Origin of the sequence: Massilia pinisoli, assembly GCF_024753285.1 — a bacterium.
In the GTDB taxonomy this organism is placed as follows: Bacteria; Pseudomonadota; Gammaproteobacteria; order Burkholderiales; family Burkholderiaceae_D; genus Telluria; species Telluria pinisoli.
In genome coordinates, this window is record NZ_JANUGW010000020.1 from 98,752 (window position 1) to 123,430 (window position 24,679).

Here is a 24,679-nt window from a genome sequence, read left to right on the forward strand (position 1 = left end):
TGTGACGGTATACGACTTTATTCATCTGGCGTCGACCGCCACGGATACCGTCAAAGCTCTGCGCTGGACAGCGCCGACCTGAGACAAACTGAACAATGAAATTTGCGCTGTCATAGGGAAGACGACAGGTTTGGGGACAGCAGGGAAGGGCGAGAGATAAATCGATGGTGCCCGGAGCCGGGATTGAATCGCCTAGATTTACAGAGGCACCAAGGTCTGCTTAACGGAGATATTGAACAAAATATACCGTCAAAAATACCGTCAAGTTGACTCGTGTCATCGGTTCGGTCCCACTGTCCCGCATTTCGGTCCCACTGTCTCGCGTAAATACTACCATGCGAATGCTATTGGTGACGGCGATTGAGAGTGTAGCGCGGGTGGACGAACAGAGAGTCAGCAGCTCAGACACGATACCAGAAGGAATGAGAGGCTCGAAGCAGGCGAGGCGCGTATATCGCTGCGTGACCGCTTACGTCCAGCTGGCGCACGTTTGAACCCTAAGCGTTGGTCCGGGCATACAGGGGCCGTTATCCATTCGGGACACTGCAATACCATTCTCGCCTCTTCTTATACGGTGACATGCGCGGTCGCGGCGGACGTTGCCCGTTCGTGCAAGCGAAGCCGCTTTGGGCTGGACCCGTCGATCGTCAAGGGGATTCGCGATTTGCTGCAGGGCGAGATTCGGACGCGTGCCAAGGAGACGACAGAGGGTTGCAGGTCGACGTCAGGGTGCCCCTTGCAGTTATCGGCACGTCAGCATGACTGCGGGCAGTAAATTGCCGCCGAACAGGTCATCAATGTAGCGACGAGAAGAGGGCCATCATTTAGCGAGATATAAGTAAACTACTTTGTCCGCGGAAAAATAGACAGCGCCATGAGGATTAGTTAACGCATACTTGCCATTGCCAAAGGACTTAATTGCTCCCCTAACCTTGTCGTCGTTCACAAATGCTACATTCCAAATGGTCTGACCATTTTCCGCTGAATGCTTGTGCTGTTCAAGCGCTGCCTCAACGATATCTATCATGCGAAGCCTTAACAACTTGTGGATGAATACTTGGCGCAATCAATCACGGAACGGAATCGGCCGGTTCACCTGTATTCCCGCGTCACATCATCAATTCGTTATCACAGTGCTCGTTTTGGTTTTAGTTCATAGAGCATAGGATCCCTTTTGGCGCAAGAAACGGTCTTTGGAAATCAAACTATCAATTACTCTCGCAATTTCCGGGAGACAGGTTTCGGCTCCATTCATGATATCGCCACTTTCACTGTACGTACATTACCACTTGGTTAGTTTACGCAGTTGTAATGTTCGAAGTAGCATGTTTCGGTAACCGGTGCTCGCTTCGATGGCGTAAAACAGAATGGCCGGGGCTCATGAAGGCAGTTGTGACGAAAAGTTATTATGTGGTCCTTGAAGCATGCAACACAGGACTTTCCTCATACTCGGACTCAAATCCATTTGTCTGTAAGTCAGCCAGTCCTTAGTGCAATCGTCAGACTTCTTCGACGAGCTTTTTCTCAGTTTGGGTGCGGCAGGATTTTCTCCTACAGATGCGCAGCCTTTGTGGATACGCGCTGGGCTATCATTGAAGGCGGATCCAGCGTTCTGGTGATCGTCGGCTCAGGCCGCGGACGTGGTCAAGATTCCTTCTGGAATCTCTACAGGCACGTATGCGAGTTCGTGTTCCTTGCACGAGCCTGAAAAGGGTAGGGCCACGGCCCCGTCTGCCGATATTCGCCGTCAAAAGATATAGGCGATAGCCGCGCTGGAGCTTGACGAGACACGTTTGGCCACAACTGGGCTAACAGCCACTTTTCCAGCGTAATAGGTTCCGGTTAGCTGGAGCGTCCACGCCCAGTGACTGTCGAGGTGGTGTTCCCAGCCTACGCCCGGCACCAACCCATACAGCCCGGCGCCTAGCCTGTAGACGGGGTGGGTCGTCCGTGCCGCCTGAGGCGGCGTTACGCCGAAGTAGGCCTGGTTGTAGCGACCATCGCCCCACCAGGCATCGAGGTCGATGGTGACGGTGTCCGGGGCGGTCTTGATCGGCGTGAGTTCGACGCCAAGCCTGTAGCGGTTGCGGCGTGCGCCCTCATGCAGGGCGGCTTCAGTTTCAGCGCTTACCAGGAGCGATGGCGTCAATTGTTGCGCGAGGATAGTGTGAGACGTGGGTGAGCCGGGCACCTCTCCCATACCTGCAAGTCGGTCCGATCCGGGACGCCAGCGGTTGTCCCTGTCGAGTCGACCGAAGTCATAGTAAACCGACTGCGAAACATAGAGCCCCGAGCTCGATTGGAACTGTAGGCCGATCCCACGCAACGTATCCGCAAACAGGACGCCACGCTGGATAGCCAGGACCGGGACAGGCAGAACGTGCGCGATGGCTGCGCCCGGATAGCGTGCCGCGTACCCAAGCCCTATGCCGACCGTCAATTCGGTGCGTTCACCGAATATGCTGGGTTCACGTGGCGTCGACGCTTCGGACTGCGAATTCAAGGTGGGCACGTCCGCGTATGCGTGGAGGCAACATATCGCGATGCTAGTTGTGATTACAGCATGCCGCTGGAAGTTCGGTGTCATCTGGGATTATTGTTTGGGAGGTGCTTTTGAACTTTGGGCATGTACCAGGGGCGCGCGCGGCGCGATCCCTGTTAGCTGTGACACACATATGGCTTCGCGCAGCCGGCCACCTGTGAGTGCGCACGCCGGTTCGGTGTCATGGCAAGAATGCCGAGGCTGCTGCGCCTACGCCAACCAGCGCGGCGCTGGCGGCGCCCCACAATAGCCATCGGCGCCGAGTCAGCACAGTGATCGCGGCAAGCGCGATGCCAATCTGGAGGAAGCCCAACGACAAAGCGAGACGCTCGTGCGGGCGCAGCTTGGCGTCGGACTCGTGTGCCAGGCGCTGTGATTCCACCTCCAGCCGTCTTGCTTCCCTCTGCACCTCAAGACGCTGTTTGTTCTCGAGATCGCGTTCATCGGCGAAGCGCTGGCGCACCGCCGGATCCGTCGCTAGCGCCGCCATGCCGTTGGCAATGTGGGACTTAGTCGATTTCGACTGGTAATACGCCCACTGGTCGCTGGCACGCGTCTGCAAGAGAATGCTCTGGTTCTTCAATACCAGGGCTTCCGTCTGCGCATTGCCGCTTGCATAGTTGACGATTGCGCCGACGGTCGAGAGTACTGCCGTCATCAATGCAATCCGTTGGGCCAGCGGGTCGCGCTGTTCTACCGCATGTTCGATGGCGTGGTCGTGTGGGCCTTCAATTTCGAAATCGTCATCCATGTATATCGCGCGTGTGAGTTGCCGGAGCGTGATCTCGCTCGGCTGGAAACGAAAATTTGTTCAGCTTGGAGAAAAAATGGACTGAAATTGGCATGCAATGGACAAGTCGGCGCGTGCGCTTGTGATTAGAGTGCGGCAGCGCCATGTGGCAATTGATCTCACCTAAGGGAAAAATGCCTTAATTGATTCGACCAATAATGCCGGTGCGGGCAAAAGCTCGGTCATCGTTCGACCGTGCCGCAAGTGAAAAACCGCAACCGCCATAACGAAGTCGCCGCGTTTGGCGTGGCGTTCCAACGATGTGCCTGATCCTCGTTTATGCCCTGCATGTCGCAATCGCCTGCGTGCCGCCCCTTCATATAACTGACTACCAAAATCGGCGGCGCTTATCAGTCAAACCCGTCAATCAAGTCCTCGGCTCTTGCGCTGGTATGTCCATCGCTCCGGTTGAAATAAACCACCAAGTATAGCCGCGTAGTTTCGCGTCCATCATTACAGTTCAGCAAACTGTATGAATCACATCTGTTTGAATTACGAGTTCGCAATGATTACTTGATCGCAATGTTAATACGTGCGTCCCTGCCTATGATTGCCACCGATACGCGCACGGTGTCGTGCGCAGCGTTTTTAATGGGACAAATTATGTGCATTCGTCGAGTCATGGCTGCGCCGATTATCGTATCGGTCGTGTGCATTCTCCTGTCGTCCTGCGCCCAGCCATTGGGCAAGGGTACCGTTGACTGGGATCACGGAGCTCGTCGAGGTCATGTGCTCGAGGTACTGAGCCCCGATGCTGCCCGGTCCGTCGTGCAAGCTTGCACTGCGCAAGCCGATGGCGTGGACGCACCTCAGCGCTTCGCGAAGGTGAGGTACCGTGGCACACGTCTGCATCATACGGTGGTGGCCGCACTGCCCAGCAATGTCGAAGCACACGTTGGTGACGAGGTCGAGCTGTGGCCAGCAAATTGCGCGGAAAAGCGTATGGCACGCGTCGAACGCGTGCTCGCGGAACCCGTCGCACCTTAAGGTTTGATGATGCCGTCGATTTTACGTCTCCGGCTCGCGCCGGTGCTGCTCATCTCCCTGCTGGCTGCATCCGCGAACGCCCAAGTGCTTCGACTGGAGCAGGCGATCTCGCTGGCCGAGCAGCACAATCGGGACTTGAAGCTTGCCGCCATCGGCGTAGACAGCGCGGGGGCCGCAGTGACAAGTGCAGCGGCGGCTCCCAACCCGATCTTGACGCTGCAGACCATGAATATCAATCCCGCGGCCGGCATCGGCGCGGGCACCTTGCGTAGCAAGACCGTTGACAGTACCGTGCGCATCGACCAGGTGATCGAACGCGGCGGCAAACGCGGCCTTCGTACGGCAGCCGCCGTTCGGCTCCAGGACGCGGCGCGTGCCGACCTCGATGACGCGCGTCGCCAGTTGCGCCGCGATGTCGCTGCGGCTTACTACGACCTACTTGCGGCCCAGGAGCGTCAATCGATCAGCGCCGATGCGGCCATGTTGGCGGAGAAGGCGGTGGCTGCGGCGGAACAGCGCCACAAGGCCGGGGACCTGGCGGGCAGTGACAGTGCACGGTTGCGAATCGATGCGCTACGTGCGCGCAACGATGCGGACGATGCGGCCTCCGCCCTCGACGAAGCGAAACGTGCGCTTGCGCTCCTGCTCGGCCAGGACAGCGCGGTCAGCCTCAGCGCAACTGGGCCTTGGCCGGACACGCTCCCGGCACGAGTCGCCGACGACGCGGCGCTTGTCGACGCGCGTCCGGACGTACAGGCTGCGCTCGCACGCGTCCGGGCCGCCGAAGCGTCACGCGATCTGGCTCGGGCGGGCCGCACGCGCGACGTCACGGTCGGCGTGCAGTTTGAACACTATCCAGCCAGTACAGCCAATCCGCAAGGGAGCGGCAACAGCGTTGGCATCGCTGTGCAGGTACCGCTGTTTGTGCGCTACACGATGCAGGGTGAGATTCGCAGTGCCGAGTCGGCGCTCGATGCGGCGCACGAAAACCTCGACAAGGCCCGCCAGGCCGCCCGCGCCGACGTGGCGCGCGCCCGCGCGCAGGTCGAGGCTGCGGCGCGGAGGGTCGCGCGCTACGACCGCGACATCCTGCCCGCCACGCGCAAAGCCGCTGACGATGCCGAATTTGCGTTCGCCCACGGTGCGCTCGGCGTCATGGACGTGTTAGACGTGCGCCGCGCGTGGCGTGCCGCCCAGTTGGACGCGCTTGCCGCGCGCGCCGACTTTGCCAAGGCCGTGGCGGCGTTGGAAGCAGTGTTGCCCCGAAATCCCACTTGATGAGCCTGCAACCATGAAGACCCTGACGTATGCCGCCGCAAGCGGCCTGCTGCTTACCGCAATCGCTGGCGCCTGTTGGACCTGGCGCAGCCACTCCACGCAGCCCGTAGCGCCAGCGCCGCGTACACGGACTGTCGAAGGCCCGATCGCGTTCGCTGCAGACGATCCCCGGCTGTCCTATCTGAAGATCGCGACTGTGGACGCCGGCATGCTGCCGGTGGCGGAGCCGGTCGCCGGCCGCATCGCCTACGACGAGACGCGTACGAGTCGCATCGCGTCGCCCGTCCTGGGGCGCGTGACGGGCCAGCGCGTGGAGATCGGCGACAGCGTACGCGCCGGCGACCTGCTCGCCGAACTCGATTCGCCCGAGCTGGCCGCTGCGCAGGCCGATGCGCGCAAGGCCGACGCCGACGAGGAGCGCAAGCGCCTGGCGCTGGCCCGCGCCCGTATGCTGCTCGACGCCGACGTCCTCGCGCGCAAGGATTACGAAAGCGCCGACGCGGACTACCGCCAGGCTGACGCCGAGGCACGGCGCGCGCGCCAGCGCATCGCGAATCTGCACGCGCGCGCAGCCGTCGACGGCCGCTTCGGGCTGCGCGCGCCGATCGCGGGCATCGTCGCCGACAAGCAGATTAATGTAGGGCAGGAAGTGCGGCCGGACCAGCCGAATCCCCTTCTGGTCATCAGCGACCTGCGTCACGTCTGGGCCATCGCCGACGTGCCCGAGCGCGTGGCTGCGGGGCTGAAGCGGGGGCAAGCCGTCTCCGTCGCGACGGACGCTTGGCCGGGCCAGGCCATGCGCGGCACGATCGACCGCATCGGCGTTGCCGTCGATCCGGTCACGCGCCGCGTGCAGGTGCGCTGCGCCCTGGACAACGCGGACGGCCGCCTGAAACCGGACATGTTCGCGCGCATCGCCTTCCTGCAGGACGGCGGTGCGGCCAATGCGCTGGCGCTGCCTAACACCGCGCTGTTCACGGACGGCGACGATACCTATGTCTATGTCCAGCGCGCCGCCGGCACGTTCGAAAAACGGCGCGTGCACGTGGCGCTGGGTGGCGCGCAACGCTCCTTCGTCGATGCCGGCCTGCGTCCGCGCGAACGCATCGTGACGGAAGGTGCCCTGCTGCTGAATGCGGAAGGCGAGAACCATGCTGGCTAGGCTGATCGACGCCGTCCTCGCGCAGCGCGTGCTTGTGTTGTTCCTGACCGGCTGCCTCGCTGCCGTCGGCTGGCATGCCCTGGACGACCTGCCCATCGAAGCGTTCCCCGACGTACAGGACGTGCAGGTGCAGGTGGTGACGCAGTTGCCCGGCCAGGCGGCCGAGGAAGTGGAACGGGTCGTCACGCTGCCCATCGAACGGGAACTGGCGGGTGTTCCGCGCCAGACGCAGCTGCGTTCCGTGAGCATCGGCGCGCTGTCCGTCGTGACGCTGACGTTCGCCGACGGCACTGACGATTATTTCGCGCGCCAGCAGGTGACCGAGCGGCTGCAGAACGTCGTGCTGCCGCCCGGTGTGCAGCCGTCGCTGGCGCCGCTGTCCACCGCGGTCGGCGAGATCTACCGCTACGTGGTGGAAGCGCCCGGCATGGACGAGAGCGAGGTGCGCGCGCTGCAGGACTGGGTGCTGCGTCCTGCGCTGCGCGCCGTGCCCGGCGTGGCCGACGTCGTCAGCTTCGGGGGCACCGTCAAGGAATACCAGGTGCGGGTCGACCCGCTGCTGCTCAACCGCTACGGCGTCACGCTGGACCAGGTGCGCCAGGCACTGACGAACGCCAGCGCCAACACAGGCGGTGGCCTCGTCAAGCGCGGCGACGAGGCGCTCGTCGTGCGCGGCATCGGCATCTTCGACCGCATCGACGACATCGGCCGCACCGTTGTCACCGCCAGCAACGGCCGCACGGTGCTCGTGGGCGACGTCGGCGAGGTCACTATCGGTCACCGGCCGCGCTCCGGCGTCGTCGCGTTCAACCAGCAGGGCAGCGTCGTCGAGGGCATCGTGCAGATGACGAAGGGCGCGAACGCATCGAAGGTCGTGGCCGCCGTGCGCGCCGCCGTCGACGCCCAGGGGCGCAAGTTGCCGTCGGGTGTGCGCATCCGTACGATCTACGATCGCAGCGACCTCATTGGTCATACGGTGCGTACGGTCGCGGAAAACCTTGCGCTTGGCGCCGCGCTCGTGATCGCGATCCTTGTCGTCTTCCTCGGCAACTGGCGCGCAGCGCTGATCGTGGCCGCCGTGATTCCGCTGTCGCTTCTGTGCGCGTTCATCGTGCTGGACGCGCGCGGTATTCCCGCGAACCTGATCTCGCTGGGTGCTGTCGACTTCGGCATCATCATCGACAGCGCCGTCGTGCTGGTCGAGGCCCTGCTCGTGCGCCTGCACCTCCAGTCGCACGCGGCACGTCCGCGTCCAGCCGAGGCCACGATCAAGGAGACGCTGCTGGCGCTGGGCCGCCCGATCCTGTTCGCCAAGGCGATCATCATCGTCGCCTTCATCCCCATCTACACGTTCCAGCGCGTGGAGGGCAAGATATTCGCGCCCGTCGCGTTTACGCTGAGCTTCGCGATGCTGGGCGCGCTGCTGCTCACGATGACCCTGATGCCGGCGCTGCTCGCGTGGGCCCAGCGTGTGCAGCCGCTGCGCGAGCGTCCGAACACGTGGCTGCCGCGCCTGCAGGCCGCGTACGAACGCCTGCTGCGGCGCGCCCGCGCGCACCGACGCGCTGTGTTCGGCGTCTCGGCCGCGCTGCTGGCGCTGACGGTGCTGCTCACGCCGCTGCTCGGCAGCGAATTCCTGCCCAAGCTGGACGAAGGCAACCTGTGGCTGACTATCGAATTGCCGACGTCGAGCGCCTTGGAAAACACGCGCGCCGTCGAGAACCGCGTGCGCGCGATCCTGCAGCGCTACCGCGAGGTGGGCAACGTCGTGTCGCACGTGGGCCGACCCGACGACGGCACCGACCCTAAAGGCCCGAACAACATCGAGATCCTGGCCGACCTGAATCCGCGCACGGATTGGTCGTTCCCCGACAAGGACGCACTGGTGGCGGACATCGCGCGCCGCATCCACGCGCTGCCTGGCGTACCGACCAATTTTTCACAGGTCATCGAAGACAACGTGGAAGAAGCGCTGTCCGGCGTGAAGGGCGAAATCGCCATCAAGATCTACGGACCGGACCTGGCGGTGCTCGGCCGCACCGGAGACCGCATCGCGGCCATCCTGCGCACGATTCCGGGCGCGGCCGATGTGGAAGCCGTGCGCATCGGCGGCCAGAGCGAGCTCGATATCGCCGTCGACCGTGACCGCGCCGCCCGCCTTGGCCTGAACGTGGGCGACGTCAACGCGGCGATCCAGGCCGCACTTGGCGGCATCGCCGTCAGCCAATACTATGAAGGCGACCGCCGCTTCGACCTCACGCTGCGCCTGGCGGAAAAGGACCGCACTTCGCTGGACAGCATCGGGGCCCTGCAGATCGGCCTGCCCGGCGGGGCGGGCAGCGTGCGCCTCGCGGACGTCGCACGCATCGAAACGCGCCAGGGCGCCGCTCGCATCGCGCGCGAGGACGGCCAGCGCAACGCATCGGTGAAAGCCAACCTGCTGGGCCGCGACCAGGGCAGCTTCGTCGCGGAGGCGCAGGCCAAGGTTGCCGAGCAGGTGCATCTGCCGCCGGGCTACCAGATCGCCTGGGGCGGGCAGTTCGAAAACCAGCAGCGCGCCGCCCGCCGGCTGCGCGTGATCGTGCCGCTCACGGCCTTCCTCATCTTCGCCCTGCTGTTCGGCGCGTTCCGCTCGATGGCGCGCGCCCTGCTCGTGCTGGCGATCGTGCCGTTCACGCTCGTCGGCGCCGTGGCCGGCCTCGCGCTGGCCGGGCTGCACTTCTCGATCTCGGCGGCCGTCGGGCTGATCGCCGTGGCTGGCATCTCCGTGCAGAACGGCGTGATCATGGTCGAACAGATCGTCGAGGCGGCGCAAACGGGCCAGTCCCCGTGGGACAGTGCCGTCGACGGCGCCGTGGCGCGCCTGCGGCCGATCCTCATGACAGCGCTGATGGCAGGCCTCGGCCTGCTTCCAGCCGCCATGTCGCACGGCGTCGGTTCAGAAACGCAGCGGCCCTTCGCGGTCGTCATCGTGGGAGGCGTCGTGTCGGCCACCGTGTTCACGTTGTTGCTGCTGCCGCTGGCCTACCCGTGGTTCGCGGCGCGCGGGGCGGCGCCTGCGCATCCCCATCCGAAGAATGAAGGTGCCGCCATCGACGCGGATGGTGCACGCGAATGCGTACACTGAGGGTTGTCCGGCCTGGACTCGGGGGCCAGGCGGTTCCCGGTGCTAAGCCGCGCGCTTGAAAACCAAAGTGGTGTTTGTTCCGCCGAATGCGAACGAGTTGCTGATCGCGGCATGGAGTGCCGGCGCCACGTGGCCGGGATGGCGCACCAGTGTGACCTTGCAGTCGGGGTCTTGCTGCTCGCAATGCATATTGGGCGGTATCGCGCCGCGGTATATCGCCAACACGGTGACGATGGCTTCGAGCGCCCCTGCGGCACCCAGCAGGTGCCCATGCATGGATTTCGTCGAGCTCACTGCGAGGCTGCCAATCGTATCGCCCCAGACGCGTTCGAGCGCCGTGCACTCCACCACGTCGCCGATGCGTGTCGCGGTGCCATGCGCGTTGCAGTAGCCAATGTCGCGGGGGGTGAGGCCGCTGTTGAGCAAGGCTTTCGTCATGGCCTTGACCTGTCCGCCAGCGTCAGGTTTGGTAAGGTGGTTTGCGTCGCACGAGACACCGCTCCCGGCGAATTCCGCATAGATGCGTGCGCCGCGGGCAAGGGCGTCATCGTAAGGCTCGAGTACCACAAAGCCCGCTCCCTCGCCGAGGACTAGTCCGGTACGATCGCTGCTGAACGGACGGCACGCACGCGAGGGCTCGTCATCGACCCGGGCGAGAGTTTGCAATGCATGCCAGGCTCGGATCGCCCCTGGGACCAGCAGTGCTTCAGCCCCACCCGCGATTGCGCAATCGATCTCGCCGTATGCGATCGCTTTGGCGGCTTCGGCAAGTGCAATGGCCGATGACGCGCACGCGACGGAGTAGGTGTATACCGGACCATGGAGTTTTTCGCGCATTGCCACGTGTGCCGCCGGCGCGTTTGGCATGAAGGCGGGCACCGACAATGGCGGCACGCGGCCGGATTCGTAATGACTGCGGAACGATTCTTCGACTGCCGCGGCGCCCCCCATGCCGGTACCGACATACACGCCAGTCGACGCGTCAAGAACACTCATTCCAGAATCGTCGCGTGCCATTTGTGCAGCCGCTACGGCGATCTGGCTGACCCTGTCCACGCCAGCCAGTTGCAGCCGTGTGAACCAGCGAGATGCGTCGAAAGGCGCTCGTGCCACCGGGGTCGCTGGTGCGTTGTCAGCCTCCCACAGCGTGACAGCCGAGCGACCGGCGAGCAAGGCATCGAAGACATCCATCGGGTTATTGCCGTGTGGCGACACCAGTCCGATGCCAGTGATCGCAATCCTGCGTTTCATGCTTGCTGGGACAGCCGCAGGTCGTTGATTGCCGCCGAAAGTTCCGCCAGCGTATCGATGTTTTCCGGCCGATCGGGAAACTTGACGTCGAACTCCTCTTCGATCGTGAAGAGCAGTTCGGCCAGTGCCAGAGAGTCCAGTCCGTATTCGGCCAAAGGACGGTCGGGTAAAAGCGACGTCTTGTCGATGTCGAACTTGTCCTGAAGCAGCTGCGTGAGTTGGTCTAGTGTAGTCATTTTAGAATTCGAAAAGATGTTCTGGTGATACGGATCGGCGCGCATTTTTCTAAAGGACGAGCACCGGCTCGCCCCTCGAGGCAACAACGACTTCGGCCGAGACGCGCCGGCAAAACCGGTCGAGCAGGGCGGGGATCTGCTGACGCTCGTTATCGATAGTGATCATGTGATAGCTGTTTTCCAGGACGACAAGTTCCTTGTCGATCTGTGGTAACGCGTCAAACAGGCGCCTGACACCGCCGAGGCTGCTGATCTCGTCCTCGCGTGCATGGATCATCAATATGGGGCAGGTCAGTTCGTGCAAACGAGCCCTGACAACTCTTACCATGCGCTCGGCCTCGCGTAATGCGCGCAGCGGTATACGTGCCGGGCCTGCTGCCGACTGGTGTCGTTCGTGGAGCTCACGTGCGATCCATTCACGGATCCGCGCGTTCTTTACGCCATACGGCTCACGCTCGGCCACGGAAAAAAAGCGGTCCAGTCCAGTCCAGTACCCGATGTTGCGCAAATGACGAAGGGGAGACACCCCCCAACCGTCAAACTCGAAGCTCGGTGACATCAGCACCAGCCCTGCAACTCGCTCAGGCGCTCGGAGCGCCAGCGCGGCGGCCAGGACACCGCCCATGCATAACCCGCCGAGTACCACTGGAGCGTTGCCTGGCGCCTCGGTATCGAGGACGCTGGTCGCAGCGGTAAGCCAGTGTCGCCAGTCGGGTACAAGTCCGCTCGCAAGGGTGTACCCCGGCACCGTTACCGCTTCGTACGGTAAGCCTTTGTTACGAATGGAGTGCGCGATCAGCCCGAACTCTTGCGGCGAGGAGACCAAGCCGTGAAATAACAAGAGTTTGGCAAGCGAAAGATTTTCCGGTGATCTCATTCGACGACGTCAGATTGTTGCGGTGTTGGCGAGATGCCAACATTCTCAACACAGTATCGCAGATCGCATAGCGGATGGAATTCGTCGCAAGGAGGTTTATCATTACGGATTTGTAATGCTACGCGCCGGTGCGCGACTCGATTCAATGAGATTGAAGGGCAGGCGGCCGCCTGCAGGCCAACGGGCCGCTGCGGGCGCCCGGCAGAGCGCTCATTCGTGCACCGCGTGTGTCACCGGGATCTGCAGCGGGACGAACTGGCCCGCGTCGTAGGCGGTGGCATAGGTCTGCCAGTCGGCCGCTACTTGGGTAGCCATCCTGGCCGCCGCCTCCGCGACTTGGCGGCGCCATTTCTTGCGGCCGGCAAAGGCAATCAGGGCGTCCGCCGTCGCGGACTGCTGACGACCGCTGCTGCGCAGTTGCGCCCAGGCCAGACACTGGCCCATCATGTCGAGCGCGCCGTCGAACAGCTCGCGTTGGGTGCAAATATGGTCGAAAGGCAAACGATCCTCGCTGGGCTGCAGGGAGCGAAGCACAAACGCCTCGCCGGCATGTATGAGCGGATGCAGAGCCGCGGCGGAGACTGCCTGCATGCGCTGCTGGATGCTGGTCACCCGCTTGGCTTCGTCGCCCCAACGCGGCTGGAGCTTCGGGAACTGGCGCCCTAGCGATGATGACTGCATCTGCTTCAGGTCGAACAGATAATTACCATCTGGAGAGCCTCGTCCTTCGACCAGTACGACATAGCGGCTCAGGCCCAAGCTGCCCGTACCCGCGATCCGGCGGGCGACGTCGAGGACGCGGAAGAATTCCGGATTCTCCTGGGCTGCCCCGAAGCGATGCACGGTCGCAGCCACGATTTCGCGTTCCGCAGGAGGTATCGCGAGTGCGCGCCGGCCGTCGGTCAGGAGGCGCCGGCGGCGCCGTGCCAGCCGGGTGCGGCTGTCCAGGTACGCCACGCGTGTGCGGTCACGCAACTGATCCAGGAGATGGCGAACTACGCCACGCGCTGCGTCGCGCTCGATCCATCGTGCCTTGCCACAGACCAGCGCCTGTCCATATGCGCCGACCAGCCGAGCGACCGCCGCGCCTGCGGCTTCCTTGTCCAGGCCCAGCGCATCGAGCCCGACATGCAGGCTGGAACACAGGCGTACGAGTTCCCAGGTAAAAGGTGCCAGCGCGGCTTCGTCGAAATCATTGATATCGAAGTAGACGAGACGATTGTCGCCCTTGTAGCTGCCAAAATTTTCAAGGTGCAGGTCGCCGCAACACCAGGCCGACGGTGCATCGACGTCAAAGCCGGATTCCGCCAGCCGGTCATAGAACAGGTGGCAGGTGCCGCGAAAGAACGAAAAAGCATTATCGCGCAGTAGGCGATATTTCATGACGAGACGTTCGGGCTCGCGGCCAAGGTTCGCCCGCTGGATACGCTTGACGATGTTCATCAGTTTTTCCTATCTCCCATCGGCCGGACGTCGACCCGGGTGTCGCATTGAGCCACCACGAGATGCAAACCTCGATCATGTCAAACGATGCGTAGCTGATCAATGACCCTTTCCAAAAATTAATACGCTTCAGGCATTCGCGCGCCGCCCGTTGGCAGCACCAAAGGGCCTTCCGGCAAGTGCGGTCCTACGCGCCGCACTGGCTCGTGGCGAGCACATTCGGCCGAAACCCAGCTATTCGTGGGAAGCTTGCTGCAAACACCATCTGCTGGTGGATCAGGGGGGGCTCCAATCGCAACCTTCAGCCTGCCGCCGGCAATGTGATCAACGCTGTCTAACGGACGCCGCCGCTGATCAGGTCCAAGGGTGTGGCCGGATTTATTCGGTGGAAAAGTTGCTGATTGAACAGCAAAATGCATCGATCTCTCATCGCGTCGGGTTTGGCTTTGCAAATCGCTGCCGTGCCCAGCTGATCAGGCCTGGCAGGATAGACAGGACAACGACGCCAAGCAATACCGCTGAAAGATGCGCGTGTATCCATGCGACGTTTCCCAATTCATACCCGCCGCCGACCAGCAGCACGGCCCAAAGTATGCCGCCGCACACGTTGTAGGTAATGAAGCGCCCAAAGTGCATGTTACCGAGCGCCGCCACGAACGGCGCAAAGGTCCGCACCACAGGTACGAAGCGAGCCAGGATGATCGTCCGCGGTCCGCGACGCTGAAAAAATTTTTGCGTGCGCGTCAAATGGTCCTGGTTGATGAAGCGACGCTCACCCGTGCCCCCAGCCAAGTGCTTACGCAACATCGTCCCCATCGCGAAGTTTGCCATGTCGCCGCCGATCGCAGCGGCCACGACCGCAGCAAGTAGAAGTGCCAGATGCAGCGCCCCGCCGGCGGCCAGCGTGCCCGCCACGAAAAGTAACGAATCGCCCGGCAGGAAAGGCAGCACGACGACCCCGGTCTCGACGAAGATGAAAGCGAAGATGATCACTACATCCAAGTTTTACCTGGTTATCGAGACCGGACGAGTTCTCAAGAAATGGACTCGTCTCCACATCGCTCGCATTTCGTCAAAGCCTGTTGCGCCGTTTCCCATGTCGGCGGTCGATTCCGCGATCTCCTGGTGGCTGCCTTGTATGCGCTACTGTACAGCTTGCAATGGACATTAATCGCTGCTGGCGTCCATTTTCTACGCCGGGCAATGGACAACGCCGAAAACCGCTATCGCAAACATATCAGGGGCTTTAGTACGGTTCGATTTGTTGCACCAGTTATAGACGATCGTCTCCTCGACTATCGCTCTACTTTCATTTCTCATTTGCCACATTGCTAGGCTAATAAATGTTTACGGCAGATGCGACAACTCAAGAATTGTAAAAATATGTAGCGTTATAATTCGATAGATTTCACACAAAAATTACTGTTAGCATAAGGCTAGCTGCACGAGTTCAGATGTCGTAGTTAGCTTCAGGCAACCATGAAATTTTATCGCGGAAGCATATTTGATACGTCATTGAGTTCTAATTGTCTAGGGGAGAAAAATTGAGTAAAAAACTTGCTTTTTTGCTAGGGGCAGCTATTTTTTCGTCAACTTGTTTGGCCGAAGACCGCTTGGAAGCGGGTCAGGCGCTTGCTTCTGGCGCGTTTTTAATGTCCGCCTCAGGGGCATACCTGCTTTCGATGCAAAGCGGCGGAACGCTGGTCTTATTACGGCAAGATGGATCCACGGTGCGCACCTTTGCTAATGGAGGAACAGGAACAATTTTACTTATGGCTGTAGACGGCAACTTGGTTGAGGTTACACCCACTGGAAAAGTTGTATGGAGCACGAAAACGAATGGAGCTTGCCCTTGCCAGCATCCTCCTGCACTTACCTTATTGGATTCTGGAAACATGATTATATGGGCGGGCCAACCGCCTTTGTTGAATCCTAAATTTATTTGGCAACTGGGAGACGATCCCTCGCCCCTTCCCGTTAATAACGCTATGACGTCGTATACTTTCCCAGGAACCCGTCCCGGCAGCATTCCCGATCCGGTTATGCCACAGTCGCTTTAATATGCAAGAAGAATTTATGAAAAATTCAATAGTTTTTGCACTTTCCACGGCAGCGATACTTGCCTCGCAAAGCGCCTTCGCGAATAACCCAGGCATGTTCAGTAGGTCTTGCAGGTTTGACCAAATTCCAACGACGCAAATAAAAGTCATAGCGAACACTTTTTTTCTTTTAGCAGGTGCTCCAACAGAACTTGCCAGTTTATACGAACGGCCTAATGATCAGCCATTTTACTGGATACACGAATCCATAACCACCGACTATTTTCAAGTACGCTATTATCTGATCGCCAAAAGTCAGCTGTACGTGAAAGGCAACCCTAATTATGGCGACCCCACCAGATTTAATGTTGCCAAGGTATATCGATCTAACTGGTCGGTTGAGCAAATTCGTAAAGAAATACAAAATGACCCGAAATTTTCACCTGCCTTAGCAAACCGCGGGCCTACACCGTGGTATAGCGCGAGAGCTGGAGATCCGCATATTTTGGTAAAATGGTGGGATGTAAGTGACCCCGATGAACCAGTAAGTCCGGAACTCTTTTTAGTGAAAGGCAGACATTTTTACTATGACCCTCGCGCCGGCGTTCAGGTTGATTTGGGAGAAACCAACTCTCAAGATTGCAATCTAACAACCTGGGGCTTTGCTATTTTTGATCGATAAGATGAAAAACACCCTCATAACACTAGCCCTCATGGGCACAACAGCTATCAGTGCTGCGCAGACCACAAACGCATATCAGGGGGCGAAAGTGGATCCCCTTGAGAGTAGCGCCCGGCCATTGATTTTTCCTGCTCAAATTGACGGCGAAGTCCGACATGATCGGATTATCCGGAAAAGAGATATCACTGACGATCAAAGAAAATCAGTTCTGAAAGGTACAGAAAAAACGCCGGAAGGATATTTGAAGATTGGAGGCTCAACTGAAACGATCGATCTCCCATCATCTTTTGCGAATCACCCTCGCTTTCTAAAATCGCAAACTAGTCGTTCAAAGCCTGCGACTGACGACAGTTTGAAACTCATCGGTACACTTAAAGAAGACGATTTCCGCACAGATTGGCAGTTTCAATACAAGACTTTTGACGTGACGTTCACTGTTTGGAACTATAAGAAGGCAGGCGCAACGATAACCGTATTTGAGGATTTTCTTAACCAAACGGTCCAAGGAGTACCTGCCGCGTTGACACTTTCGCAGGCTGAAAAATCTGCAAAGGTATTGTGGAAGCTAACTTGGTGGAAGGACGGTGTTTCATATGAACTTTATATAAACGATTTGCTCGGTAGGAATAACAAGCCTAGTATGTCACCAAAGGAAATTATTAGTATAGCTCAGCTTGCTTTGGACAAAACAAAGGGATAGTTGAGTCGGCCGTTCAGATGATGGTTGAGAGAAACAACGATTGCTCAACCATCTCTACCAATGTCTTTGTATACAAGGCGGTCAAAACCGCTTCGTAATATACAACTCGACAGCGCGCCCGTTTCGCGGAGCGCTTTCAGACTGTCCATTTTTGGAAAACTTGGGGGGTAAGTTGCGTACACCCATGCGCCATGCGCTGCCGTCATCCCCGCCAGTTTGGTATCAAGGTGCAAGATCCAGCTCAAAGCTGTCTGGGCCATGTCATTCGTCAAAGTGGTTCCCGTGTACGTGAAAGACAGGCCCAAGTTTAACGGGACGGTCCGGCCGCACGATTCAAATAATGACGCGAGGATCCGGCTCAGTACGAGCTAAGTCTGCCTGTGTAGCTTGTCCACTGTGCAAATTCTTGCACTTTTCTGGAGAAGCATCATGTACCGCTACACCAAACATTCCCTGCTGGCCATCGCCATCGTTGCGATCGGCACTGTCGCCTATGCCGCGAAGGGCGGCATGGAAAACGACGCCCTGGCGATCACCAAAGCCAAGATACCGCTTACCCAGGCTGTGACCGTCGCCGAGCAGCATGTGAACGGCAAGGCCTCGCGCGCCGAATACGAAAACTCGAAGCAAGGCTGGGTTTACGACGTGGAGGTTGTCAGCGGAGCCAAGGTCTTCGATGTCAGGGTCGATGCCGCCAAGGGCACGGTTATTTCGTCCGCCGAGGACAAGGCGGATCACGACGACGACCACGACAAGCAGGATTGATTTTCCGACAGCATGGCTGGATCGTCTCCCAGATGGACGGTCCAGCCCGGAGGCCTCATGGAATCACTAGACCAAACATTATTTATTTGGCTCAACGCACCGGAGCACCCCAGCGCTTTTACGCTCGCGCTGGCCATCTTCTCTGCTGAGCACCTCATCTGGGCGGCGCCGCTCCTGATCGGCATTGGCTGGCTGCGCGGCGGCGAGGCCACCCGCAAGACGATGCTTATTGCCACCGCATCGGGATTGCTAGGCTTACTCATCAACCAACTCATCGGCCTGGTCTGGTCGCATCCCCGGCCTTTCATGATCGGGCTGGGCCACACGCTCATTCCGCATGTTGCCGACTCCTCGTTCCCCAGCGACCACCTGACGCTCTGGTGGGCGATTGCCTTCAGTTTCTTATGGCAACGGAATCTGCGAATCGCCGGCAAGGCTTTGGCCGTGTTGGGTATCCTTATCGCCTGGGCGCGCATCTACCTGGGAGTGCACTTCCCATTCGATATGCTCGGCGCCATCGCTGTCGCTACGCTCAGTGCCTGGCTGACCTTGCGTGAAGCGCGCTGGTATCTGGAGCCAGGCTACCAGTTCGCCACCGGCATCCATCAGCGGATCTTCGGCAGATTGATCGCATTGGGCTGGGTGCGCGAGTAAGCCTATGTCCGGGCTAAGGCAGCCCGGTCAGACTGTTGCCAAACCATTTCGCATCGGCAGGAGAACACCATGAACAAATTGCCCATGAGCGGATCCGAAGGCTGGCTCAACAAGGTCCCGGAAATCACGTTGTCGTTCTGGATCATCAAGATCATGTCCACGACGGTGGGCGAGACCGGGGCGGACTTTCTGGCGGTCAACGCTGGTCTCGGGCAAGGCATAACTCGTACGGTGATGGCCGCTTTGCTGGCAGCCGCCTTGTTTGCACAGTTGCACACCCGTCGCTATACCCCGTGGATTTATTGGCTGACGGTGGTACTCGTCAGCGTGGTCGGCACCCAGATCACCGATCTGCTGACCGATGGCCTGGGCATCAGCCTGTACATCAGCACTTCGGTGTTCGCCGCGGCGCTCGCCATGATCTTTTTCGCCTGGTATCGGGTCGAACGCACCTTGTCCATCCGCGACATCGTGACACGTAGCCGCGAGCTGTTCTATTGGGCCGCGGTCCTCTGCACATTTGCCCTTGGCACCGCCGCTGGGGATCTGGCGACCGAGGCATTGGGCCTGGGCTTTACCTGGGGCGCGGTCGTGTTCGGTGCGCTGATCGGCATCACCTATGCCGCGTGGCGTATGGGGAATAATGCCGTGCTGACGTTCTGGATCGGCTACGTCCTGACCCGTCCCTACGGGGCTGCCCTCGGCGACCTGCTGACACAGGCCAAGACCTACGGCGGCCTCGGCATGGGGGCCATGTGGACCAGTGCGCTGTTCCTCTCGGTCATCGTCATGCTCGTCGCCGTCGCGCAGATCGGCATGAACGGGAGCCGCTCTGCCCAAGGCGCCGAGTAAACCTCTTCCCAATCTCAAGGAGAAATCATGTCATTGCAGCAGTCAATCCTTCGTCCTGTGGCAGCTGTGTCGGCTGCCGTACTCCTGGCGCTGGCTGCCGGTTGTTCCAAGTCGTCCGGGCCGAGCAACGCGAGTACGGCACCTGCGACTACGGCCCCGACCACCTCGGCACCGCAGGGTAAAGCGGCCTCCAAACTGGGCGACCTGTCCGCGTTCCGCAGCATCGCCACGGACGTCGCCGCCATCGTTGACAAGGGTGATCTGCCCGCAGCCAAGAACCGGATCAAAGACTTGGAGGTGGCCTGGGATGCGGCCGAGGCGGGATTGAAAACACGGGCAGCCGACGACTGGCATGTGCTCGATAAAGCGATCGACAAAGCGTTGACTGCGCTGCGCGCCGATACGCCAAGCCAGGCCGACTGCAAGGCTGCAATGGGAGCCCTGTTGAAAACCTTCGATACGCTCGAAGGCAAGGCCTGACCCGTGAGTGTGATCATGAACACATCCACTGAACACGCGCTGGCCAAGGTGCCTGAAGTCACGCTGGGCTTTTGGCTCATCAAGATTGCTGCCACGACACTCGGCGAAACCGGCGGCGATGCCGTCTCGATGTCCATGCACCTGGGCTACCTGGTCGGCACAGGCATCTTCGCGGTGATCTTCCTCGCGACCGTCGTCGCACAGGTCAAGGCCAAGGCCTTCCACCCCTTCCTGTACTGGACCACCATCGTCGCCACGACCACCGTCGGTACGACCCTGGCCGATTTTGCGGATCGTTCGCTCGGCATCGGGTACGCTGGCGGTTCGGGTCTGTTGCTGGCCTTGCTGCTCGGTTCGCTTTTCATCTGGCATCGCACCCTCGGCTCGGTATCAGTGAGCACCGTCAGCTCGCCCAAGGCGGAAGCCTTCTACTGGCTGACGATCATGTTCTCCCAGACGCTTGGCACGGCGCTGGGTGACTGGACTGCGGATACGGCGGGCCTCGGCTACGCCGGCGCGGCCGTCGTGTTCGGCGGGTCGCTCGCTCTGGTCGTGGTGGCTTACTACTGGACGAGCGTGTCCCGCACGCTGCTGTTCTGGGCGGCGTTCATCCTGACCCGCCCACTGGGTGCCGTGGTCGGTGATTTTCTGGACAAGCCACCGAGCGCGGGCGGTCTGGCGCTGAGCCGCTATTCGGCATCGGCCTCACTGATGGCCTTCATGCTGACTGCGATCCTGCTGTTCAGGCAGCGGGCGGCCAGGACGGTGCATTGAACAACGATTGGACGGAGGGGGAATGCGGGTATTGCTGGTCGAAGACGATACGATGATCGGCGAGGCGATCCAGGGAGCATTGAAGGATGCGTCCTACGCCGCCGACTGGGTGAAGGACGGGCCAACCGCTCTCACGACGCTTAGCTGTCAGCACTACGACCTTGTGCTGCTCGACCTGGGGCTGCCTGGCAAGGATGGGTTGGAGGTGTTGGCCAGCATCCGCGCCAAGGACAATCCGATTCCCCTGCTCATCATCACGGCTCGTGACGGTCTGGATGATCGCCTGCGCGGACTGGACGGCGGGGCCGACGATTATGTGTCCAAACCCTTTCAGATGGCGGAACTGCTGGCTCGGATGCGAGCCGTTTTACGGCGCAAGGGTGGCACGGCAGCGCCCGTTCTCAGCAATGGCGTGGTGTCCCTCGATCCGGCCACGAAAGAGGCCGGCGTCGGCGGTGCGCCCCCGGTGCAACTGTCCAACCGTGAGTTCTCGCTTCTGCAAGCCTTGCTGGTTCGGCCGGGTGCGATTCTCTCGCGCGGCGAGCTGGAGGATCGCATCTATGGTTGGGGGGAAGAGGTCGAAAGCAATGCTGTCGAATTTCTGATCCATGCGCTGCGGCGCAAGCTCGGCAGCGAGGTCATCAAGAACGTCAGGGGGATCGGATGGATGGTCTCAAAAGACGTTTGAACGAATCGGTTCAGCTCAAGCTGTCCTTTACCCTATCGCTGGCCATCCTCGTGGTGGCCATCGTGGCCGGCGTCTTCTCGTTCCTGTCCGCCTTTGATGAGGCCCACGAGCTGCAAGACGACGTATTGCGCCAGGTGGCACAGCTCATGGATCGTCAGCGGCTGTCGCCGAACGCGCCGATCGCCGGTATTTCCCTCAAGAATACTGATGAAGAATCGCGCGTGATTGTCCAGCGCTTGGGTGAGGTCAGTCCTTCGACGTTAGGCGTGGACGCAGGAGGCGTGCTCTCACTCCCGGTGACATTGGCGGATGGATTGCACACGCTGGAAGTGGGTGGCGAGACTTTCCGCGTGCTGATCAAGACCACGGCAGCCGGCGAGCGCATCGCCGTCGCTCAGGAATCCGGCTTCCGCAACGAAATCGCCCGCGACGGGGCGCTGCGCACCGTGATGCCCTTCCTGATCCTTGTTCCGGTGCTGCTGCTGATCGTCGCCGACTTGGTGCGCAAGATGTTCCGGCCTATCGCCGCGCTCTCCAGGGAAATCGATCAGCGCGCCGAACAGGAACTGCACCCGGTCGAAGACTCCCACTTTCCCGTCGAGGTACGCCCATTCGCCGTGGCGATCAATCGGCTGCTCGCCCGAGTCGGCCAGTCCATGGACTCCCAGCGCCGCTTCGTGGCGGATGCCGCGCACGAGCTGCGTTCGCCATTGACGGCCCTATCGCTGCAGGCGGAGCGTCTGGCAGACGCGGAAATGTCCGGCCTGGCACGCGAGCGGCTGACAGTGCTGCGGCAAGGAATCGCGCGCGGCGAGAACCTCCTGGATCAGCTCCTGACCTTCGCCAGGGCGCAGGCGGCCGCCGACTTGCCGAAGTCGCCAGTATCTGTCCAACGCGTCTACCGCCATGTGCTGGAAGACCTCATGCCGCTGGCCGAGGCCAAGAACATCGACATCGGTGTCGAAGGCGCACAGGATGCCGAGGTGTGCGTGGGCGAGCTGGACATGTTCGCCATGATCAGGAACCTGGTCGATAATGCCATCCGCTACACCCCGGAGGGAGGGCGGGTCGACCTTTCCGTATGGATGACCGCAGGGTGTGCCGTACTGTGCGTCAAGGACACTGGGCCAGGTATCCCGGCATGCGAGCGCGAACGCGTTTTTGATCCTTTCTACCGCACGTTGGGCAGCAAGCAGGCCGGCTCTGGCCTCGGGCTTTCCATCGTCCGAACGATTGCCAATCGTATCGGCGCGGAAATCCGCCTTGGCTTCACTGATCAGGAGAAGCAAACCGGTCTGACGGTCACCGTACTCTTTCCGAGGTGCGATCCAGTCGATGCAGATCGAGAGCGGTCTGGAAAGGCCGTACCCCGATAGGGCGTCAGGATACCCTGCAAAAAGGGTCAACGTATCGGGAATCGATCACCGGCGCTATGGTGATTGGCTGCAGCAGACGCGACTATTGCTGCGCCGACAGACATTATGCGTGCGCTGACAAGACCGGTAGGTCAACCGGACGGTCTGAGCCGGCGTTATGGCGGAGAGCAAGCTGCTCGTACTAGCGGACCAACCGGAGAGATACTCATGAAATCGAAACTGAAAATTGCAAGCGTCTTGTTATTGATGGCTTCCAGCGCAGCGCTCGCTGCTGGCCAGAGTACTGCCCCGACAGCGACGCCGGTGTCCGCAACGCATTCGACGATAACTGCTCCGGCAACAACTACGCCAGCCGGTACTATCGCGGCTCCGATGGCTGACAGTAAAGCGGACATCAAAGCTGAGAAAAAGCAGATCCGTGCTGATAAGAAGGCTGCGCTAGCGGCTTGCAAATCTATGAAGGGCGCGGAAAAATCGGCATGTAAAAAAGAAGCCAAGGCGAAAGAGACGGCTGCAATGGCGGAGTTGAAGAACAGGAAGTAAGTACCTTTGGTTGATGCGAAAGTTTTGTGACGATAAAGTGCAGACTTTCTGACTGGACTGCTGCTTTAATACTTTCAAGGAGCGTGTGATGAGTAAATCTCTCTTGTCTTTTGCTGGTATTTTATTTTTCGCCAACATGGCCGTCGCGCAAAGTTCAGTTTCCTCAACAACAAATACAACGGCGGCACCTGGTGCTACCGGTTGCGAAGTAAAAGCTGTTAGTAAGAACGGCAAGCCTCTCGCAGGAGCGGCTAAAAACGCATTCATGAAGAAGTGCGAAGCTTCAGCCGCAAGTGGTGACAAGGCAGTCGCGTGCGCTGCGAAAGCAGTCGACAAGAACGGTAAGCCGCTAGCTGGAGCTTCCAAGTCTTCCTTTATGAAGAAGTGTGAAGCTACCAACTAGTTGGCGCTGTCACGCCGGGAATAACATCTCGGAAATTCCGCTTTCCGGGATTTGGTTGATGCGGACGTTCGCACCCGAATCGAACGTAAATGGTGGACTCGTTAAGCCTCTGGCGCTAAGCATTCGCTTTTAGTTGAGTACGACAGGCCGCTTCGGGTCGACACCGGCCTGCCATTAAAGCAGCTCTGCTGTCGTCAACCAATGGATGCCCCACATCTAACGCTTTACAGGGTGCGGTTCCTTTGGTATGTCTTGAGTGGGCGCGCGTGGAGCGAAACTTCGGGTAGGGTTCGTGCTTTCGCCGGTATGGTCTGGCTTGCCTATGTAGGTAGTTTTGCCAGCTTGGCTCTACTGGGATGGGATGCGATAAGCTCTTCGGTGTCAGTCATATTGGTCCGCTTCGGGGTGGTTCCAGCCTGTCGGGGGCAACAATCGACCTAGCGTAGCCGCGGCTAGCGTGCTGTCGAGGTGGGGTTCCGGTTGCTCAGCGATCCCAAGGGCGAGATCGACCGATTTGTTGTTCTGCTCGCGTATTACAATGCTGCTGGTGGATAATCTTCCACACGAATCGCCGTTCTGGACAGTACGCGTTGAATCACGTCTGGGCTAAACCCGTTTGATTTTAAGTACTCGATTGCGCTCACAGTTCCGGTGTCGCGTTGTATTTGCAATCCAAGTCTAACGAGATCAGAAGGAATACCGGTGTCGTGTGCTTTTTGATTGCGTCGAACGCGGCGGTTAATTTTGAACATGTCCATGTACGCCTAACAAAATCTATGGTCCCCCTCCTTTTTGCAAGTTGCTTTTCCTTGGCTAGGATGTGAGTGGGCTTGCTCGAATCTATCCGGCGTCTGTTGGAGACTTGCTCCGCGCCACGATGAGAGTCGCGCCTGTTGGCCCTAAAAACCTCGGCGGCTTGTTCAGCCAGTTTTGTTAACAGGGTGCCCGACAGGCAAGTGTGCCGTTCACGTCATCCAAAGTCAGCAGTCGCAAAACCGGTAGGCGGTACTACCGTATGCCCAAGGAAGCC

23 protein-coding genes are annotated in these 24,679 nt (G+C 59.9%); 15 read left to right on the forward strand and 8 right to left on the reverse strand.

Translation table 11 applies throughout. From position 1 onward, the window contains the following. Nucleotides 1-820 precede the first annotated feature (820 nt). From NX784_RS22405 to NX784_RS22415, 3 genes are all read right to left on the reverse strand, one after another. Nucleotides 821-1,027 (reverse strand): hypothetical protein, encoded by a 207-nt coding sequence (locus NX784_RS22405; protein ID WP_258818908.1) that lies wholly within the window; start codon nt 1,025-1,027, stop codon nt 821-823. A 720-nt stretch (nt 1,028-1,747) separates the two neighbouring features. Continuing rightward, nucleotides 1,748-2,587, reverse strand: coding sequence for a MipA/OmpV family protein (locus NX784_RS22410; protein WP_258818909.1), 840 nt, complete (start codon nt 2,585-2,587; stop codon nt 1,748-1,750). Nucleotides 2,588-2,723: 136 nt separating this feature from the next. After that, the gene (locus NX784_RS22415) at nt 2,724-3,293 is read right to left on the reverse strand and encodes a DUF4337 domain-containing protein (protein WP_258818910.1); all 570 of its coding nucleotides are present in this window, start codon (nt 3,291-3,293) and stop codon (nt 2,724-2,726) included. 1,032 nt (nt 3,294-4,325) lie between these two features. On the opposite strand from NX784_RS22415, the gene NX784_RS22420 reads away from it, so the two are divergent. From NX784_RS22420 to NX784_RS22430, 3 genes are read left to right on the forward strand one after another with little or no spacing between them, the layout of a single operon-like run. Next, entirely contained in the window at nt 4,326-5,597 is a 1,272-nt protein-coding gene (locus tag NX784_RS22420; RefSeq protein ID WP_258818911.1) for a TolC family protein, read from the forward strand. A 13-nt stretch (nt 5,598-5,610) separates the two neighbouring features. After that, nucleotides 5,611-6,759, forward strand: coding sequence for an efflux RND transporter periplasmic adaptor subunit (locus tag NX784_RS22425; RefSeq protein ID WP_258818912.1), 1,149 nt, complete (start codon nt 5,611-5,613; stop codon nt 6,757-6,759). Continuing rightward, the gene (locus NX784_RS22430) at nt 6,749-9,886 is read left to right on the forward strand and encodes an efflux RND transporter permease subunit (RefSeq protein WP_258818913.1); all 3,138 of its coding nucleotides are present in this window, start codon (nt 6,749-6,751) and stop codon (nt 9,884-9,886) included. Before NX784_RS22425 ends, NX784_RS22430 begins: the two co-directional genes overlap by 11 nt. 42 nt (nt 9,887-9,928) lie before the next feature. Here NX784_RS22430 and NX784_RS22435 read toward each other — a convergent pair whose 3' ends face one another. The 5 genes from NX784_RS22435 to NX784_RS22455 form a co-directional block, all read right to left on the reverse strand. Further along, on the reverse strand, nt 9,929-11,137 hold the full coding sequence (locus NX784_RS22435; protein WP_258818914.1) for a beta-ketoacyl-[acyl-carrier-protein] synthase family protein: 1,209 nt from the start codon (nt 11,135-11,137) through the stop codon (nt 9,929-9,931). Next, complete coding sequence (locus NX784_RS22440) at nt 11,134-11,373, reverse strand: acyl carrier protein (protein ID WP_258818915.1); 240 nt, start codon at nt 11,371-11,373, stop codon at nt 11,134-11,136. The genes NX784_RS22435 and NX784_RS22440 overlap by 4 nt, the downstream gene beginning before the upstream one ends. A gap of 49 nt (nt 11,374-11,422) precedes the next feature. Further along, nucleotides 11,423-12,250 (reverse strand): alpha/beta hydrolase, encoded by an 828-nt coding sequence (locus NX784_RS22445; RefSeq protein WP_258818916.1) that lies wholly within the window; start codon nt 12,248-12,250, stop codon nt 11,423-11,425. A 210-nt stretch (nt 12,251-12,460) separates the two neighbouring features. Next, on the reverse strand, nt 12,461-13,693 hold the full coding sequence (locus NX784_RS22450; protein WP_307736094.1) for a DUF2252 domain-containing protein: 1,233 nt from the start codon (nt 13,691-13,693) through the stop codon (nt 12,461-12,463). Nucleotides 13,694-14,119: 426 nt separating this feature from the next. Beyond that, nucleotides 14,120-14,686 (reverse strand): VTT domain-containing protein, encoded by a 567-nt coding sequence (locus NX784_RS22455; protein WP_258818932.1) that lies wholly within the window; start codon nt 14,684-14,686, stop codon nt 14,120-14,122. A 551-nt stretch (nt 14,687-15,237) separates the two neighbouring features. Here NX784_RS22455 and NX784_RS22460 point away from each other — a divergent pair. The 12 genes from NX784_RS22460 (at nt 15,238) to NX784_RS22515 (ending at nt 23,649) form a co-directional block, all read left to right on the forward strand. Beyond that, complete coding sequence (locus NX784_RS22460) at nt 15,238-15,753, forward strand: hypothetical protein (protein ID WP_258818917.1); 516 nt, start codon at nt 15,238-15,240, stop codon at nt 15,751-15,753. Nucleotides 15,754-15,769: 16 nt separating this feature from the next. Beyond that, entirely contained in the window at nt 15,770-16,414 is a 645-nt protein-coding gene (locus NX784_RS22465; protein ID WP_258818918.1) for a hypothetical protein, read from the forward strand. 1 nt (nt 16,415) lies between these two features. Continuing rightward, nucleotides 16,416-17,114 (forward strand): hypothetical protein, encoded by a 699-nt coding sequence (locus NX784_RS22470; protein ID WP_258818919.1) that lies wholly within the window; start codon nt 16,416-16,418, stop codon nt 17,112-17,114. A gap of 429 nt (nt 17,115-17,543) precedes the next feature. Further along, nucleotides 17,544-17,879, forward strand: coding sequence for a PepSY domain-containing protein (locus NX784_RS22475; RefSeq protein ID WP_258818920.1), 336 nt, complete (start codon nt 17,544-17,546; stop codon nt 17,877-17,879). A gap of 57 nt (nt 17,880-17,936) precedes the next feature. Further along, nucleotides 17,937-18,533, forward strand: coding sequence for an undecaprenyl-diphosphatase (locus tag NX784_RS22480; RefSeq protein WP_258818921.1), 597 nt, complete (start codon nt 17,937-17,939; stop codon nt 18,531-18,533). Nucleotides 18,534-18,602: 69 nt separating this feature from the next. Continuing rightward, complete coding sequence (locus NX784_RS22485; protein ID WP_258818922.1) at nt 18,603-19,385, forward strand: COG4705 family protein; 783 nt, start codon at nt 18,603-18,605, stop codon at nt 19,383-19,385. A 27-nt stretch (nt 19,386-19,412) separates the two neighbouring features. Then, nucleotides 19,413-19,865, forward strand: coding sequence for a hypothetical protein (locus NX784_RS22490; RefSeq protein WP_258818923.1), 453 nt, complete (start codon nt 19,413-19,415; stop codon nt 19,863-19,865). 15 nt (nt 19,866-19,880) lie between these two features. Further along, nucleotides 19,881-20,639 carry a COG4705 family protein gene (locus NX784_RS22495; RefSeq protein WP_258818924.1) on the forward strand — a complete coding sequence of 253 codons (759 nt, stop codon included), beginning with the start codon at nt 19,881-19,883 and terminating at the stop codon, nt 20,637-20,639. Between the two features lie 22 nt (nt 20,640-20,661). Continuing rightward, entirely contained in the window at nt 20,662-21,327 is a 666-nt protein-coding gene (locus NX784_RS22500; protein ID WP_258818925.1) for a response regulator transcription factor, read from the forward strand. Further along, nucleotides 21,303-22,703: a sensor histidine kinase gene (locus NX784_RS22505; RefSeq protein WP_258818926.1), complete on the forward strand. Its 1,401-nt coding sequence runs from the start codon at nt 21,303-21,305 to the stop codon at nt 22,701-22,703. Before NX784_RS22500 ends, NX784_RS22505 begins: the two co-directional genes overlap by 25 nt. A 207-nt stretch (nt 22,704-22,910) precedes the next feature. After that, entirely contained in the window at nt 22,911-23,246 is a 336-nt protein-coding gene (locus NX784_RS22510) for a hypothetical protein (RefSeq protein WP_258818927.1), read from the forward strand. An 88-nt stretch (nt 23,247-23,334) separates the two neighbouring features. Next, a complete protein-coding gene (locus NX784_RS22515; protein WP_258818928.1) occupies nt 23,335-23,649 on the forward strand; it encodes a hypothetical protein in 315 nt (104 codons plus the stop codon). The last annotated feature ends 1,030 nt before the right edge of the window (nt 23,650-24,679 follow it).

What these genes read in the sequence shown, in the direction of transcription:
- NX784_RS22405 (WP_258818908.1), bottom strand. Translation starts at nt 1,027, where the DNA reads ATGATAGATATCGTTGAGGCAGCGCTTGAACAGCACAAGCATTCAGCG.
- NX784_RS22410 (WP_258818909.1), bottom strand. Translation starts at nt 2,587, where the DNA reads ATGACACCGAACTTCCAGCGGCATGCTGTAATCACAACTAGCATCGCG.
- NX784_RS22415 (WP_258818910.1), bottom strand. Translation starts at nt 3,293, where the DNA reads ATGGATGACGATTTCGAAATTGAAGGCCCACACGACCACGCCATCGAA.
- NX784_RS22420 (WP_258818911.1), top strand. Translation starts at nt 4,326, where the DNA reads ATGATGCCGTCGATTTTACGTCTCCGGCTCGCGCCGGTGCTGCTCATC.
- NX784_RS22425 (WP_258818912.1), top strand. Translation starts at nt 5,611, where the DNA reads ATGAAGACCCTGACGTATGCCGCCGCAAGCGGCCTGCTGCTTACCGCA.
- NX784_RS22430 (WP_258818913.1), top strand. Translation starts at nt 6,749, where the DNA reads ATGCTGGCTAGGCTGATCGACGCCGTCCTCGCGCAGCGCGTGCTTGTG.
- NX784_RS22435 (WP_258818914.1), bottom strand. Translation starts at nt 11,137, where the DNA reads ATGAAACGCAGGATTGCGATCACTGGCATCGGACTGGTGTCGCCACAC.
- NX784_RS22440 (WP_258818915.1), bottom strand. Translation starts at nt 11,373, where the DNA reads ATGACTACACTAGACCAACTCACGCAGCTGCTTCAGGACAAGTTCGAC.
- NX784_RS22445 (WP_258818916.1), bottom strand. Translation starts at nt 12,250, where the DNA reads ATGAGATCACCGGAAAATCTTTCGCTTGCCAAACTCTTGTTATTTCAC.
- NX784_RS22450 (WP_307736094.1), bottom strand. Translation starts at nt 13,693, where the DNA reads ATGAACATCGTCAAGCGTATCCAGCGGGCGAACCTTGGCCGCGAGCCC.
- NX784_RS22465 (WP_258818918.1), top strand. Translation starts at nt 15,770, where the DNA reads ATGAAAAATTCAATAGTTTTTGCACTTTCCACGGCAGCGATACTTGCC.
- NX784_RS22470 (WP_258818919.1), top strand. Translation starts at nt 16,416, where the DNA reads ATGAAAAACACCCTCATAACACTAGCCCTCATGGGCACAACAGCTATC.
- NX784_RS22475 (WP_258818920.1), top strand. Translation starts at nt 17,544, where the DNA reads ATGTACCGCTACACCAAACATTCCCTGCTGGCCATCGCCATCGTTGCG.
- NX784_RS22480 (WP_258818921.1), top strand. Translation starts at nt 17,937, where the DNA reads ATGGAATCACTAGACCAAACATTATTTATTTGGCTCAACGCACCGGAG.
- NX784_RS22485 (WP_258818922.1), top strand. Translation starts at nt 18,603, where the DNA reads ATGAACAAATTGCCCATGAGCGGATCCGAAGGCTGGCTCAACAAGGTC.
- NX784_RS22490 (WP_258818923.1), top strand. Translation starts at nt 19,413, where the DNA reads ATGTCATTGCAGCAGTCAATCCTTCGTCCTGTGGCAGCTGTGTCGGCT.
- NX784_RS22495 (WP_258818924.1), top strand. Translation starts at nt 19,881, where the DNA reads ATGAACACATCCACTGAACACGCGCTGGCCAAGGTGCCTGAAGTCACG.
- NX784_RS22500 (WP_258818925.1), top strand. Translation starts at nt 20,662, where the DNA reads ATGCGGGTATTGCTGGTCGAAGACGATACGATGATCGGCGAGGCGATC.
- NX784_RS22505 (WP_258818926.1), top strand. Translation starts at nt 21,303, where the DNA reads ATGGATGGTCTCAAAAGACGTTTGAACGAATCGGTTCAGCTCAAGCTG.
- NX784_RS22510 (WP_258818927.1), top strand. Translation starts at nt 22,911, where the DNA reads ATGAAATCGAAACTGAAAATTGCAAGCGTCTTGTTATTGATGGCTTCC.
- NX784_RS22515 (WP_258818928.1), top strand. Translation starts at nt 23,335, where the DNA reads ATGAGTAAATCTCTCTTGTCTTTTGCTGGTATTTTATTTTTCGCCAAC.